This is a genomic window from Novosphingobium rhizosphaerae (assembly GCF_050920675.1).
GTDB lineage: Bacteria > Pseudomonadota > Alphaproteobacteria > Sphingomonadales > Sphingomonadaceae > Novosphingobium > Novosphingobium rhizosphaerae.
Genome location: NZ_CP137861.1, coordinates 3681114 through 3696358, shown reverse-complemented (window position 1 = coordinate 3696358; position 15245 = coordinate 3681114). Strand labels below are relative to the sequence as shown.

The window sequence follows — 15245 nt, the reverse complement described above, 5'->3', positions numbered from 1 at the left end:
CATACAGGACACGCCGACAATGACCCAGCGCCAGACCCCGGAAGCAGCGGCACAAGCGATTAAGGTGCCCGAAGCGGCCGGGGGATGGGGATCGCTGGAGGGCATTGTCGCGACCGAGCTATCCCAAGCCGCCGGGCCAGGTGCGCTGGACACGTTGCGCCATCTCAACAAGCCCGATGGCACGGCCTGCACCTCTTGCGCCTGGATCAAGCCGCCCAATCCGGCGGCTTTCGAGTTTTGCGAGAACGGCGCGAAGGCGACGCTGTGGGACCTGACCAGCGCGCGCTGCACCCCGGCGTTCTTTGAACAGCACACGGTCAGCGAACTGTGGGGATTGAGCGCCAACGAACTGGAGCGCGAAGGCCGGCTGACCGAGCCGCTTCGCTATGACCCTGCCAGCGATCGCTATGTCCGCGCCACGTGGGACGAGGCATTTGCCGCTATCGGCAGCCGGCTGAAGCAGACGCCGCCAGATGCCATGACATTCTATGCCAGCGGCAAGGCAGCGCTCGAACCGAGCTATCTGTTTGCCGCTTTCGCGCGGATGCTAGGGCACAACAACCTACCCGACAGTTCGAACATGTGCCACGAGACCACGTCGGTGGGGCTCAAGAAAGTGATCGGTTCACCGGTCGGCACCTGCCAGTTGGAAGACTTGGAGCAGTGCGACGCGATCTTTTACCTCGGCCAGAACCCCGGCACCAATTCCCCGCGCATCCTGCATCCCTTGCAGCAGGCGGTGAAGCGCGGTTGCAAGATCGTGACGTTCAACCCGCTCAAAGAAGCCGGGCTGGTCGAGTTCATCAACCCGCAAAGCCCGGTCGAAATGCTCACCGGCAAGGCGACCCGGTTGAGCCATCTCTACCTGCAAGTTCGCCCCGGCGGTGACATCGCCGCGCTGATGGGCGTGTGCAAGCATGTGCTGGCGCGCGCCGAGCGCGAGGAAGGGATGCTGGACCAAGATTTTATTGCGCAACATTCGCATGGTTTCGAGGCGTTCCGCGCCAAAGTGGAAGCCACCGGCTGGGACGCGCTGGAGGCGGCAAGCGGCGTGACGCGGGCCGAGATGGAAGCGGCGGGCGACGTCTATGCCGATGCCAAGGCGGTGATGGGCATCTACGGCATGGGCCTGACGCAACAGGTGCATGGCAGCGAGGCGATTGGCCTGCTCGTCAACCTGCTGTTGCTGCGCGGCAATATCGGCCGGCCGGGGGCGGGCTGTTCGCCCATTCGCGGCCATTCCAACGTGCAGGGCCAGCGCACCGTGGGCATTACCGAAAAGGTTTCGCTCGCCCCGGTGGAAAAGTACCGCGAAGTGCTGGGCCTGGAAACACCGCAGGAAGATGGCCACAACACCGCCAAATTCCTGGAAGCGCTGCTGGCGGGCAAGAACCGCGTCTACCTGGGCCTGGGCGGCAACCTGGCCATGGCGGTGCCCGACTACGGGCCCGTGCACGCAGCCTGGCGGGAGATGGACCTGACGGTGCACATCGCCACGCGCCTCAACCACACGCACCTGCTGCCGGGCAAGGAAAGCTGGATCTTGCCCTGCCTGGTGCGCTCGGAAGAGGATATCCAGGAAAGCGGCAACCAGTTCGTCAGCATCGAGGACAGCTTCAGCCACATCTACAGCTCGATGGGCCGGCGCAAGCCGGCGAGCGCGCATGTAATGAGCGAGACGGCAATCCTGTGCGAACTGGCCAAGGCCACCCTGCCGTTCCACCCGCGCTGGCTGTGGGACGAATGGCGCGCCGATTACACGCGCATCCGCGAATTGATCGCGCAGACCTTTCCCAAGGAATTTGCCGAGATGGACCGCCGGATGCACGAGCCGGGCGGCTTTTTCCGGGGCAACGACGCGCGCCGCCGCGTGTGGCACACGCAGAGCGGCAAGGCGGAATTCACCGATCCCAGCGTGCTCAATGCAGGGCCACAGGATGAAGCGGCCGATACGCTGCGCCTTGTCACGCTGCGGTCCAACGACCAGTTCAACACCACGGTCTATGGCATGAACGACCGGCTGCGCGGTCTTTCGGGCGAGCGCACCATCGCATTGATGGCGCCGGGCGAGATTGCCCGGCTGGGACTGGCTGAAGGGCAGCGGATCACGCTGGTGACGGCCACCGATACGGCAACGCGCCGCGCGGTGGGCGGCCTGAAAGTCGTGCCCTATGACCTGCCGGCCGGCACGGTGGCGGGCTATTTCCCCGAACTCAACGCGCTGGTGCCGCTGGGCCTGCGGGAAAAGCTGTCTGACACGCCGGCGTCAAAGGGGGTGCCGGTCAGGGTCGAGGCCTGACCGGCGGGCTTTCAACTCAGTTGGCCGCTTCCTCCGCGTGCGCCACCGGGCAGCCTTGCTGCATGGCCACGCGGAAAGTGGACGACTGGCGATAGGCGCGGCGGCGAGCGCGGTTGATGCCGCCGAGCGGGCGGTGGGCGGCCAGGGCGTTCCAGGGCGAGAAGTGCAGCGTTTCATCGATGCGCTGCACCTTGTCGGCGCTCCAGCTATCCTGCGGCTCCATGCGCAGCGTGGCGACCTGCACGAACGGCGAAACCTCTTCGGGCCATTCCACGCTGGCATCCTCGACCGGCTGCTGCCCGAGATCGCGCAGCAACTGCACTTCGAATGCCCATTCGCCGGTGAGGCCTGCGGCGTCCTGGCGAATGGTTTCGCGCAGGCCATCGGGCCGGCCTTTGGTGTCGATCACCTGGCCGGTCAGCGCCGTCAGCGCCGGTGACAGCGGGCGCAGGCGAAACTTGGCGACGTGATCGCCAAAGCGGAACGGCGTGGTGGAAAAATAGGTTTCCCCCAGGGGATGCACCTGCGGCGCGCCACCCATGGCGGCCAGTGCGCCCGATTCCAGGCCGACCTTGCCCAAGGCGCTGTTGATGAAGCCGAGCACCGTGGACAGCGCAACCTTGGCACCAGGCGCGCGGTCGGTCGTTGCGGCGAGCAGCTTGAGCTTCCCGGCAAACTTGTCGGCGCTGGGCGCGGCAAACACCGGGCTGTTGACCATCAGGAAGTCCTGCGCGTCGCCTTCGGCCTCGGCCACGAATTCGCCCGGCACACCTTCCACCTTCAGCGCAAGGCCGCGCGGCAGCACGACATTGTCATCCAGGATATCGCCCGGATTGGTGGAGACACGGAAGGAGGCGCGATAGCTGCCCGGCGTGGCGAACAGACCCTGGGCCAGTTCCGGCGGCAAATGCGCGTCGATGGTAAACGTGCCTTCGAACAGGCCATGGGCCTTGGCATGAACGGCGCGCACCGGCCGGCCATAATCCTTGGCGGTGGTGTGCAGGATGTGGTCGAACGACTTTTCCAGGGAAGCGTCGGTTTCCGCTTCGTTGTCCTGCACGTGTTCGAGATCGGGCGAATAGCGGATGGGGGCTGTAAGCACGAAAGCCTTCCTTTCAGACGGCGGATGCAAAGGGATCGGGCAGGGCGGGGATGATCTTGTCGAGCGTGAGGGGGAAGCTGCACACGCGTACGCCACAGGCGTTGTAGACCGCGTTGGCAATCGCCCCGGCCGCGCCGCAGATGCCCAGTTCGCCCACGCCCTTGGCCTGGAGCGGGCTGGCCGCCGCATCGCGCTCTTCCAGCAGGATCACCTCGATCGCCGGCACGTCGGCATGGACCGGCACGTGGTATTCGGCGAGGTCATGGTTGACCAGGTGGCCATCGCGCGTGTCGAAGGCGAGTTCCTCGGTCAAGGCGCTGCCGATACCCCAGACCATCCCGCCCAGGCATTGCGAGCGGGCGGTCTTGGCGTTGAGCACGCGGCCAAAGCCGAAAGCGCCGGTCATGCGGCGCACCCGCACTTCGCCGGTAAAGGCGTGGACGGCCACTTCGGCAAAGAATGCGCCGTAGCTTGCCTGTGAAAATTCCTTGGCGGTCTTGCCCGGTTTGATCGAGCCGGTTTCGACCAAGTCGTGCCCATCGAGCAGATCGGGCAAGGCGCGGCTTTCGCCGCCCGGCGCACTGGCGCTGCCATCCTTGAGGGCAAGGTCGGTTTCGTCGCAGCCCAGGCGCTTGGCCAGCGTTTCGCGGATGGCCTCGCACGCGCGCATCACGGCAGAGCCGGTGGAGATCGCGCCGAAGCTGCCCCCCGAACCCGCGCCGGCGGGAAAGGCGGTATCGCCGAGCTTCACAGTCACTTGCGCGATCGGCAGGCCCAGCATTTCGCCCGCAATCTGGCCCAGGATGGCATATGTGCCGGTGCCGATGTCGGTCTGGTCGGTTTCCACCAGCGCGCTGCCATCGGCCCGCAGGGTGACGCGTGCCTGGGCAGGCACCATCATGTTGACACGGGCGGCGCTGGCCATGCCCATGCCGATCCACCATTCACCCTCGCGGGTCTGGCACGGCCGGGTTTGCCGCGCGCTCCAGCCAAAGGCTTTTGCGCCTTCTTCCAACGCCTGGGTCAACATCCGCGAGGAATAGGGCGTGCCTTCAACCGGCACGGTGGCGGGCAGGTTGCGCTTGCGCAAGTCGATGGGATCGATGCCGATCTTCTCGGCCAGTTCGTCCATCGCCGCTTCCAGCACTTGCATGCCGACCGCTTCGCCCGGCGCGCGGACAGAGCCGGCGGTAAGGCGGCTGATGCGTGCCACCTCCACCTTGAGCAGGCGGTTTTCGCCGCCATAAAGGAATTCCGTGGCCTGGGTGACGGGTTCGGCAAACTTTTCGCCCGGCAGGTTGGATACCAGCGCCTCATGCCCCAAGCCGATCAACCGGCCGGCGGGATCAGCCGCCAGCCGCACGCGCTGGCGCGTTTCGGAACGGCGCATCACGGTCTGGAACACCTGCTGCCGGGTCATTACCACGCGCACCGGGCGGCCCAGTTCGCGCGCGGCGATCGCGGCCGAGACGGCTTCGTGCGTGATGCCCAGCTTCGATCCAAAGCCGCCACCGACATAAGGCGCGATGATCCGCACCTTGTCCGCCGCAATGCCCAGGCAATCGGCGATTTCCTTCACGTTGTATGCCAGCATCTGATAGCTGCCGTGCAGGATCAGATTGTCGCCCTGCCATTGCGCGATGGTCGCATGCGGCTCCATCGCGGCGCTGGCGTGGCCGGGCGTATCGTATTCCACGTCGATGCTGAACGCGGCCGTCTCCATCGCCTGGTCGAGGTCTCCGCCCTCCACCGGCTTGCTGTCGGACGGTGCTTCCACCTTCACGCCGGGGGTGTGCGGATCGAAGGGTGCGGGATCGCTGGCATCGGTATAGTCGATACGCAGCGCCAGCGCCGCGTCGCGCGCCTGTTCAAAGGTTTGCGCCACGACCAGGGCCACCGGCTGGCCGAAATATTCGACGCGTGCGGCGTCCTGTTGCGGTGCCTTGGCGGCCATGCCCTGGGCAGAGCGGCGCGTCATCGCCGGATCGGCGATCACGGCCAGCACGCCTTCGCGCGCCAGAACGTCGTCGCGATGGATCGCGCTGACCTGGCCCTGCGCGATCGAGGCGAGGACGAGAACGCCGTCGACACAGCCGGCGATGCGCCATTCCGCAGCGTAAGTGGCCGTGCCGCTGACCTTGAGCGGCCCTTCGGGGCGATCGAGCGGCTTGCCGATCACGCCCTGGCGCATGTGGTCGAGCCGGTTGCGCTCGTCGGGCTGGTTGTACATGTCGGAAAGGGGCAGGTGCATCAGCTCAACCCTTCGTCGCTTGCGCCAGCGTCGCGGCAAGGGCGCGCGCGGCAAGGGGAATCTTGAAGTCGTTGGCGCCAAAGCCACGCGCATCGCGCAGCAAGACATCGGCGGCCTGGGCGAACAGCGCGGGCGAGGGGGCCTCGCCCACCAGCACGGCTTCCACCGCCGGATCGCGCCACGGCACCGTGCCAAGGCTGCCGAAGGCCAGCGCGCAGCGGGCGATACGCCCGTGTTCCATCGTCAGGTCCACGGCCACCGAAACCAGGGCAAAGGCATAGGACGCGCGATCGCGCACCTTGCGGTAGACCTGGCGGCCGCCGGTGGGCGCGGGCAGCTTGACCGCGGTGATCAACTCGCCCGGTTGCAGCACATTGTCGCGGCTGGGGTCTTCGCCCGGCTCGCGGTGGAACATGGCCAGCGGGATCTGGCGCAGGCCGAAGGGCCCTTGGGTGAGCACCACCGCGTCGAGCGCGAGCAGCGCCACGGCCATGTCACCAGGATACGTGGCGATGCAGGCGTCGCTGGTGCCCAGCACGGCGTGGATGCGGTTGAACCCTTCGCGCGCGGCGCAGCCGGTTCCAGGCTCCCGCTTGTTGCAGGCTTGCGTGGTGTCGGTGAAATAGCCGCAGCGGGTGCGCTGGCACAAATTGCCGCCGGTGGTGGCGCGGTTGCGCAATTGCGGGCTGGCGCCGGCAAGGATCGCCTGCGAGAGCAGCGGCCAATCCTGGCGCACGCGCATGTCGGCCGCGCAATCGGCATTGGTGACGAGCGCGCCGATGCGCAGGCCATCACCGTCATAGCCGATGGTGTCCAGCCCGGTGCGGCGGATCGAGACCAGCCGTTCGGGCGTGGCGACCTGCAATTTCATCAGGTCCACCAGGTTGGTGCCACCGGCAATCGCCGTGGCGCCCTGGCCCATCGCGGCGAGTGCGGTGTCGGCGCTGGGAGCGTGGTCGAGCGTGAAGGCCTTCATGCCACGTCCTCCGCCGCGATGACGTCTTCCAGCGCGGCAATGATATTGGCATAGGCGCCGCAGCGGCACAGGTTGCCGCTCATCCGCTCGCGCAGTTCATCGGGCGTGGGGGTGGGATGGGCAGCCACGTCGGCGCTGACCGCGCTGGGCCAGCCCTGGGCAAGTTCCTCGATCAGCGCCTTGGCCGAACAGATCTGGCCTGGCGTGCAATAGCCGCACTGGAACCCATCGTGCGTCACGAAGGCGCGCTGCAAAGGGGCCAGCACATCGGGCCATTCGCTCCCTTGGCCGATCCCCTCGATCGTTTCGATCGTGTCGCCCCCGTGCAATGCAGCGAGCGACAGGCAGGAGTTGATCCGCCGGCCATCGACCAGCACGGTGCAGGCACCGCACTGGCCATGGTCGCAGCCCTTCTTCGTGCCGGTCAGGCCAAGATCGTCGCGCAGCCAATCAAGCAGGGTGCGGCGGGGGTCGGTCGGCAGCGCATGCTGCGTGCCATTGACGTTTGCCGTGCTGTCAGGCGCGGTGAGTTGGGCGGTCGCCAGATTGGTGGCCATGGCCGGAAGCAAGCCTCGTCTTGGGGGGATTGTCCGGTTCGAACGCGCAACAGGCCGCAATGATCCTGGGATACCGTTATTGCCGCAATGGGCGGGGCGCGTTCAGGCGAAGCGGCGGGCGCCCAGCGCACTGGCTGCCACCACCGCCATCACCGGCAAGGCGGCCGGGCTCACGCTTTCGCCCAAGACCAGCGCCGCGAGGCCCAGGCCGAGGAATGGTTGCAGCAATTGCAGCTGGCCCACGCTGGCAATGCCGCCCAGATCGAGGCCGCGATACCAGAATATGAAGCCCACCAGCATCGAGATCAGCGAGACATAGGCAAGGCCCGCCCAGCTTTGCCAACCCACACCTGCGAGGCCAGCGGCAGGGTGCAGCGCCAGCGTGCCGAGCAGCGCGGCGGGCAGGCTCAGCACCAGGGCCCAGCAGATCACCTGCCAGCCGCCCAACGCGCGGGTCAGCACGGCGCCTTCGGCATAGCCCAGGCCGCAGACGATCACCGCCGCCAGCATCAGCCCATCGCCCAGGGCAGAGCCCGCCGCCCCGCGCGACAGGGCAAAACCGGCCACGGCCGCCGCACCCAGCGCGGCGAAGGCCCAGAATGCCGGGGAGGGGCGCTCTTGCGCGCGCAACACGCCAAACGTGGCGGTGCTGAGCGGCAGCAGGCCGGTGAAGACCAGCGAGCGCGCGGCCGAGATATGTTCGAGCGCGAGGGCGGAAAGCAGCGGAAAGCCGAGCACGCAGCCGCCCGCGACGACCACCAGCGCGCGCCATTGCCCACCTTGTGGCAGAGGCTGGCGGCCGAGCAGCAGCAGGGCGCCGCCGATCAGCCCGGCAATGAGGGCGCGTGCGCTGGTCAGCAAGAGCGGGGCAATGCCGATGATCGCCAGGCGCGTGGCCGGCATCGATCCGGCAAACATCGCCACGGCGAGCATGCCGTTGGCCCAGCCGCGTTGTCTTGCATCCATCGTTTGCATCCCTGTGTTTTGCAGATGCGCGCCGGTTTCGCGAAAACGGGCTGGTGCGGCCAGATACAGGGTGGTACAGTGATGCTATTCTGTACCGGTCAAAGGGGTGATACAGTTGGCCACGACTACGCGCATCGACAGTGTGATTGCGGGCATACGCAGCCGCATTGCCGCACGCCTGCTGTGCGCGGGCGATCGCCTGCCTTCGGTGCGGCAAAGCGCGGCCAGCTTTGGCGTGTCGCCCGCAACCGTGGTAGAGGCCTATGACCGGCTGGTGGCCGATGGCGTGATCCAGGCGGTGCCGCGCTCGGGCTTTTTCGTCAGCCACCTGGCCAGCGCGCCGCAAAGCCCATCGGCGCGCGCGCCGGTGCGCGACCATGCGATCGACCCTTTCTGGGTTTCGCGCGAGTCGCTGGACCAGGGCGGCGGCGCAGTGGCGATGCCCGGTTGCGGCTGGCTGCCGGCGGAGTGGATGCCCCAGGCGGCACTCCAGCGCGCGCTGCGCGAGGCGATGCGCGACCCTGCCAACCTGGTGCATTACGGCACCACTGCCGGCGACCCGGCGTTGCGCCGCCAGATCGCCTTGCGCTTTGCCGCCGAAGGCATGGTCTGCGATCCCGATCGCATCCTGCTGACCGCCTCGGGATCGGCGGCGGTGGACCTGATCTGCCGTCTGCTGCTGCGCCCAGGCGATACCGTGCTGCTCGATGACCCGTGCTATTTCAATTACCAGGCGCTGGTGGCAGCCCATGCCGTGCGCGCGGTGAGCGTGCCGTTTGGCCCGGGCGGCCCCGATGCCGATGCCTTTGCCGCCGTGGTCGCCGCGGAACGGCCGCGCCTCTATCTCACCAATTCCAGCCTGCACAATCCCACCGGCGGCAGCCTGTCGCTGCCCACGGCGCACCGCCTGCCCGGCATTGCCGCTGCGCACGGCATGGTGATCGTGGAGGATGACATCTTTGCCGATTTCGCCCCCGGTCGCCCGACCATGGCCGCGCTCGACGGGCTATCGGGCGTGATCCGCGTGGGCAGCTTTTCCAAGACGATTTCGGCCTCGGTGCGCTGCGGCTATATCGCCGCGCGGGGCGAATGGATTGCCGCGCTGGCCGATCTGCAATTGGCGACGGGGTTTGGCGGGCCAAGCCCGCTGGTCACCGCCGCGATCGGCCTGGTGCTGGGCCAGGGCGCCTATCGTCGCCATGTCGAGCAGTTGCGCCGCCGCCTGTCGCGCGCGCGGCGACACACCGCGCAGGCACTGGCCCGGCTGGGCATCGAGACGCGCCCTGACGAAGGCGCCGGCTTTACCCTGTGGTGCCGCCTGCCCGCCGGGATGGACAGCGCGGTTCTGGCGCAACGCTGCCTGGACCTGGGCGTGGTGCTAGCGCCCGGCAACGTGTTCAGCCCCAGTCAGAGCGCGGGCGCGTTCATGCGCTGGAACGTGGCGCAATCGAGCGATGCGGCCCTGGCCGCGCTGGCGCAGGCGATGGCTAGGTCGTGAACTCATAAATGGCGCCCCCGAGGCGCCAAAATGGCGAACATATCGGGCCAAAGTGACCGCCGCGAAGGCTGGTAGCCTTTGCAAGGGCACTTTGGGCTGAGATGGAAGCCATTTTGGCGTCCCTCCGGGATTTGACCCAAAGGCCCCTTGGCAGCGTCGAAAGCACTTGAAATATGTAAGATATTCCTGCGCGCTTTCTCCTCGCGACGGGGCCTTTGGCCTCAAACCTCGGGGGCGCCATTTATGAGTTCACGACCTAGACCGTGACGGCCTGGGCCACCTGGCCCTCTGCCCCGAAGACGCGGAGATAGCGGGCAATCTCGTGCCGGGTGCCGGTGGCCTTGGCGGGATTGTCCGACAGCTTGACCGCCGGGTGGCCATTGGCGCTGGTGACCTTGCAGACCAGCGAGATCGGTTCGAGCGCGGCGTCTCCATCGGGCGCGCAACCGCGGAAATCGTTGGTAAGATTGGTGCCCCAGCCAAAGCTCATCCGCACCCGCCCGTGGAAATGGCGATAGGTCTGCTCGATCGTGTCCACGTCCATGCCATCCGAAAAGATCAGCAGGCGTTGGCGCGGATCGACGCCGTGGGCACGCCACCAGGCGATGATCTGCTCACCGGCCGGAATGGGCGGGGCGCTGTCGGGCCGGAAGCCGGTCCACCCTGCCAGCCAATCGGGGGCATGGGCCAGGAACGCCGTGGTGCCAAACGCATCGGGCAGGGCGATGAGCAGGTTGCCGTTGTAGTGCTGGCGCCATTCTTCCAGCACGCGATAGGGCGCCTGGGCCAGTTCCGCATCATCCTTGGCCAGGGCAGCGGCCACCATGGGCAATTCGTGTGCGTTGGTGCCGATCGCCTCCAGATCGGCATCCATGGCCAGGAGCACGTTGGACGTGCCGATGAAGCGATCGCCCAGGCCTTCCTTCAGCGCTTCCACGCACCAGCGCTGCCACAGGAAGCCGTGGCGCCGCCGCGTGCCGAAATCCGAGAGGACCAGATCGGGCAGGGTGCGCAAGCGCTCCACCTTGTTCCACAGCTTGGCCTTGGCGCGGGCATAGGTGACATCGAGCGCGAACTTGCCCTTGTCGCGCAGGGCGGCGCGCGAACGCAGTTCGTTGATGATCGCCAGCGCCGGGATTTCCCACATCGTGGTGTGCGTCCAGGGCCCGGCGAAATGCAGTTCGTACTGTCCGTCGCGGCGGTGAAGCGCGTATTCCGGCAACTGGAAATCGGCGAGCCAGGCGATGAAATCCGGCGCGAACATCTGCTGGCGGCCATAGAAGCTGTTGCCGGCCAGCCAGATCAGTTCCTTCTTGGTGAACCGCACGGTGCGCGCATGATCGAGCTGGGCGCGCAGTTCGCCTTCGTCGATCACATCGGCCAGGCGCACCCGCGTGGTTCGGTTGATCAGCGAAAACGTGGTGGCAACGTCCGGATGCACATGCCGGATCATCTGCAACATCAGCAGCTTGTAGAAATCCGTATCGAGCAGGCTGCGTACGATCGGATCGAGCCGGAAATTGTGGTCATAGGCGCGACGGGCGATGTCGGTGAACGTCATGGCCCGTCCTTACGCCATTGGTCGCGCTTGGGAAGATGCGCCCGCCGGCGATCGTGCCGGCGGGCGCGGGAAAAGTCAGGCGAAAGACTGCCGCGGCAGGCCTTGCGGATTGGCTGCCTGCAGCGCGGCGGGCAGCAGTGCATCGGGCAGCGCCTGGTAGCACACCGGGCGCAGGAAGCGGTGGATGGCCATGGCGCCGACCGAAGTGGAACGCCCGTCGCTGGTGGCCGGATAAGGGCCGCCGTGAACCATCGAGCGGCTTACTTCCACGCCCGTGGGCCAGCCATTGGCAAGGATGCGTCCCACCTTGCGCTCCAGCACCGGGATCAGCGGCGCGGCCAAAGCGTGGTCCGCTTCATCGAGGTGCAGCGTGGCTGTGAGTTGGCCTTCGAGGGCTTCGAGCAATTGGGCGATCTCGTCAGTGCTCTGCGCGCGCACCACCAGCGAGGAGGGGCCGAACACTTCCTCGGTCAACCGGGAACCGGCCAGCAGCCGCGCAGCATCCACGGTGAGCAGGCGCGCCGCGCCGGTTTGCGCATTGCCGGCGGCACCGGCGGCCACGACGTTCACGCCATCGCTGCTGGCCAGGGTTTCGATGCCCTGGGCATAGGCGGCGGCAATCGCGCCGGTCAGCATGACCTGGGGCGCAACACCGGCCAGCGCCTGCGCTGCGGCGGCGAGGAAGCGTTCGAGATCGGGGCTGTCGAGCGCGATGACCAGGCCCGGATTGGTGCAGAACTGCCCGGCAAACAGGCTGAGCGAGCCGACATAGGCCTTGCCCAGGTCTTCCGCGCGCGCGGCGAGCGCGGCGGGGAACAGCAGAACCGGGTTGATCGACGACATTTCTGCATAGACCGGGATCGGCTCGGCGCGCGCCGCGGCCACGCCCATCAGCGCCACGCCGCCCCGGCGCGAGCCGGTAAAGCCCACCGCCTTGATCGCCGGATCAGCCACCAGCGCGGTGCCGATATCGTTGCCCGGCCCCTGGACCAGGCTGAACACCCCACCGGGCAGCCCGCTCTTGGCCACGGCCTCGGCAATGGCTTCGCCCGCCAGGCGCGAGGTGCCGGGGTGCGCGGGATGGGCCTTGACCACCACCGGACAGCCGGCGGCGAGGGCCGAGGCGGTGTCACCACCGGCCACGCTGAACGCCAGGGGGAAGTTGGAGGCACCGAATACGGCCACCGGGCCAAGCGGGATCTGCCGCGCGGCGAGAGCCGGGCGGGGCAGGGGCTGGCGATCGGGTAGCGCGGCTTCGATCACCGCGCCGGCCCAGGCCCCTTCGCGCACGACCGTGGCAAACAGGCGCAACTGGCCCGTGGTGCGGCCCAGTTCGCCCGCCAGGCGGCCCTGCGGCAGGCCGGTTTCAAGCATGGCGCGGGCGATGATCGCCTCAGCCCGTGCTTCGAGCGCGGTGGCGATCGCTTCGAGGAAAGAGGCGCGAATTTCGGGCGCGGTTTCGCGATAGGTATCGAACGCGGCGGCGGCCAGGGCGCACGCCTGGGCGATATCGGCCAGCGGCGTGATCGAGAAATCGCCTTCCAGGGCATGGCCGGTGGCGGCCTCGATCCCGGTGAAGGTTTCGGTGCTGGTGCGGCTTTCGCCGCCGATCAGATAGGCACCGTCCATGGGCGCATGCTCCTTCGCAGTTTCAATGGCAATCGCGGCTGTGATGGGGCGCGCCACGGGCACCGCCCTTATCGCCTTTGCCGCATGGCAGATAGGAAATCTGCCGTGGTTGCGCTACCATCAATATCGCCCGGTGGCGAGAAACTCCGTCATGCGCGCTGCCTCGGCGGCGATGTCGAGGTTGCGACCGGCCAGCCATTCATCGTTGAAGCACGTCGAAGCATAGCGTTCGCCGGAATCGCACAGGATCGTGACGATCGAGCCCTGTTGCCCGGCCTGCGCCATCTGGCTGGCAAGGCGCGCGCAGGCAACCAGGTTGGTGCCGGTCGATCCGCCCACCCGGCGGCCCAGATGGCGGGAGAGCACGCGGGCCGCGGCGATCGAGGCCGCATCCTCCACCACTTCCATCCGGTCGATCACGGCGGGCACGAACGAGGGTTCGACGCGCGGGCGGCCGATCCCCTCGATCACGCTGCATGCGCCGTCCTTGCGCAGGATCGTGCGGTCGTGCCAGTGGCGATGGAACACCGATCCCGCCGGATCGGCCACGCAGATTCGCGTGGCATGGCGGTGATAGCGCACGAAGCGGCCCAGTGTGGCCGAGGTGCCGCCGGTGCCCGCGCCACAGACGATCCAGGTGGGAACCGGCGCGGGCTCGCGCGCCATCTGGGCAAAGATGCTTTCGGCGATGTTGTTGTTGCCGCGCCAATCGGTGGCACGCTCGGCAAAGGTGAACTGGTCCATGTAGTGCCCGCCGCGCGCGGCCGCGAGGGCCTGCGCTGCGCCATAGACGGCGCCGGGCTGGTCCACTTTATGGCATTGGCCGCCCAGGGCTTCGATCGCGGCGATCTTTTCGGCGGCCGTGGTGGCCGGGATCACCGCCACGAACGGCAGGCCAAGCATTCGTGCGAAATAGGCTTCGGATACGGCGGTTGAACCCGACGAGGCTTCTACCACCGGGGTGCCTTCGCCGATCCAGCCGCTGCACAAGGCGTGGAGGAACAGCGAGCGCGCGAGGCGGTGCTTGAGGCTGCCGGTGGGATGGCTGCTTTCATCCTTGAGGTAGATGGCAATGCCGGGCAGCGCGGGCAGATCGAGCGGGATCAGGTGGGTATCAGCCGATCGGGCATAGTCCGCCTCGATCCGGGCGATGGCCCAATCGGCCCAGCGTCGCGGTTGGGCGATGGTGTCCTGGTCCTGGCCGATCTGGCGCGCGTGCATCCCGAAAATCCCTCCTGCTGGCAAATCCGTGTGCAGCATAGCAGCGCGCGGGGCGCAGGAGGGTGCAAAGACGACGGCCATTTCCGCCGTCCGTGCAATTCAGATGCGTAAAATCAAGACCGGATTGCATCCTGGTTGCGCTTGGCGGCGCAACCGGTTCATTTCACCTCGACGTGGCCGCCAAAGCCATAGCGCATGGCGGAGAGCACCTTGTCGCCAAACGTGGTTTCGTTGCGGCTGCGATAGCGGGCGAACAGCGCGGCGGAGAGCACATAGGCCGGGGCGGCCTGTTCCATCGCCGCTTCCACCGTCCAGCGGCCTTCGCCCGAATCCGCAACATTGCCGGCAAAGCCATCGAGCGCATGGTCGCGCGCCAGGGCATCGGCCGTGAGATCGAGCAGCCACGAGGCAACGACGCTGCCGCGGCGCCAGGTCTCGGCAATGTCGGGCAGGTTGAGATCGAAGCGCTCGTCTTCGGGCAGCGTGTCCGACGCCCTGCTTTTCAGGATATCGAACCCTTCGGCAAAGGCCGCCATCATGCCGTATTCGATGCCGTTGTGCACCATCTTGACGAAGTGGCCGGCCCCGGCCGGGCCCGCGTGAAGATAGCCCTTTTCGGGGCGCGGATCGGCTTGTTCATCGCGGCCGGCCGTGCGCTCGATCGTGCCGATGCCCGGCGCCAGGGCTTCGAGAATCGGATCGATCGTGGCCACTGCTTCGGCCGCGCCGCCCACCATCATGCTGAAGCCGCGGTCAAAACCCCAGACCCCGCCCGACGTGCCCACGTCGACATAATGGATGCCCTTTTCGGCCAAGGCCTTGGCGCGGCGAACGTCATCCTTGAAAAAGCTGTTGCCGCCATCGATCACGATGTCGCCGCTCTGGGCCAGATCGGCAAGCTGGGCGATCGTCTGTTCGGTGATCTCGCCAGCGGGCAGCATCACCCAGAACACGCGTTGCCCGTCGAACTGTCCGGCGGCGTCGGCCAGCGACGTCGCGCCTTTGGCGCCTTGCTCGACCAGGGCGGCGACGGCCTTTTCCGAAACGTCGAAGGCAATGATTTCATGGCCGGCGCGCATCAGGCGCCGGGCGATACCGGCGCCCATGCGGCCCAGGCCGATGATGGCAACATGCATGCAAGCAATCTCCTGTCGAAATCCTGTAGAGGGTGGCCACACGGCAGAT

General features: G+C 67.1%; 11 protein-coding genes. 2 read left to right on the top strand and 9 right to left on the bottom strand.

Features of this window, described 5'->3' with window-relative positions:
* Nucleotides 1-19: 19 nt before the first annotated feature.
* A complete protein-coding gene (locus tag R9J51_RS16755; RefSeq protein WP_179505154.1) occupies nucleotides 20-2299 on the top strand; it encodes an FdhF/YdeP family oxidoreductase in 2280 nt (759 codons plus the stop codon).
* A gap of 16 nt (nucleotides 2300-2315) precedes the next feature.
* On the opposite strand, the gene R9J51_RS16750 is transcribed toward R9J51_RS16755, so the two are convergent.
* The 5 genes from R9J51_RS16750 to R9J51_RS16730 form a co-directional block, all read right to left on the bottom strand.
* A complete protein-coding gene (locus R9J51_RS16750) occupies nucleotides 2316-3401 on the bottom strand; it encodes a catalase family protein (protein WP_179505153.1) in 1086 nt (361 codons plus the stop codon).
* A 13-nt stretch (nucleotides 3402-3414) separates the two neighbouring features.
* Entirely contained in the window at nucleotides 3415-5652 is a 2238-nt protein-coding gene (locus tag R9J51_RS16745; RefSeq protein ID WP_179505152.1) for a xanthine dehydrogenase family protein molybdopterin-binding subunit, read from the bottom strand.
* Nucleotides 5653-5656: 4 nt separating this feature from the next.
* Nucleotides 5657-6628, bottom strand: a complete 972-nt coding sequence (locus R9J51_RS16740) for an FAD binding domain-containing protein (RefSeq protein WP_179505151.1) — start codon at nucleotides 6626-6628, stop codon at nucleotides 5657-5659.
* Nucleotides 6625-7185, bottom strand: coding sequence for a 2Fe-2S iron-sulfur cluster-binding protein (locus tag R9J51_RS16735; RefSeq protein ID WP_179505150.1), 561 nt, complete (start codon nucleotides 7183-7185; stop codon nucleotides 6625-6627). The genes R9J51_RS16740 and R9J51_RS16735 overlap by 4 nt, the downstream gene beginning before the upstream one ends.
* Before the next feature lie 102 nt (nucleotides 7186-7287).
* Nucleotides 7288-8151 (bottom strand): DMT family transporter, encoded by an 864-nt coding sequence (locus R9J51_RS16730; protein WP_179505149.1) that lies wholly within the window; start codon nucleotides 8149-8151, stop codon nucleotides 7288-7290.
* Nucleotides 8152-8257: 106 nt separating this feature from the next.
* Between R9J51_RS16730 and R9J51_RS16725 the strand changes: the two genes are divergently transcribed.
* On the top strand, nucleotides 8258-9649 hold the full coding sequence (locus tag R9J51_RS16725) for a PLP-dependent aminotransferase family protein (RefSeq protein WP_248290556.1): 1392 nt from the start codon (nucleotides 8258-8260) through the stop codon (nucleotides 9647-9649).
* Nucleotides 9650-9905: 256 nt separating this feature from the next.
* On the opposite strand, the gene pncB is transcribed toward R9J51_RS16725, so the two are convergent.
* The 4 genes from pncB to gnd all read right to left on the bottom strand — a co-directional run bounded on the left by pncB (nucleotide 9906) and on the right by gnd (nucleotide 15238).
* The gene (gene pncB, locus R9J51_RS16720; RefSeq protein WP_179505148.1) at nucleotides 9906-11210 is read right to left on the bottom strand and encodes a nicotinate phosphoribosyltransferase; all 1305 of its coding nucleotides are present in this window, start codon (nucleotides 11208-11210) and stop codon (nucleotides 9906-9908) included.
* A 75-nt stretch (nucleotides 11211-11285) separates the two neighbouring features.
* The gene (locus tag R9J51_RS16715) at nucleotides 11286-12839 is read right to left on the bottom strand and encodes an aldehyde dehydrogenase (NADP(+)) (RefSeq protein WP_179505147.1); all 1554 of its coding nucleotides are present in this window, start codon (nucleotides 12837-12839) and stop codon (nucleotides 11286-11288) included.
* A gap of 120 nt (nucleotides 12840-12959) precedes the next feature.
* Nucleotides 12960-14060, bottom strand: a complete 1101-nt coding sequence (locus R9J51_RS16710) for a PLP-dependent cysteine synthase family protein (RefSeq protein WP_179505146.1) — start codon at nucleotides 14058-14060, stop codon at nucleotides 12960-12962.
* A 158-nt stretch (nucleotides 14061-14218) separates the two neighbouring features.
* The gene (gene gnd / locus R9J51_RS16705; protein WP_432787598.1) at nucleotides 14219-15238 is read right to left on the bottom strand and encodes a phosphogluconate dehydrogenase (NAD(+)-dependent, decarboxylating); all 1020 of its coding nucleotides are present in this window, start codon (nucleotides 15236-15238) and stop codon (nucleotides 14219-14221) included.
* Nucleotides 15239-15245 lie beyond the last annotated feature (7 nt).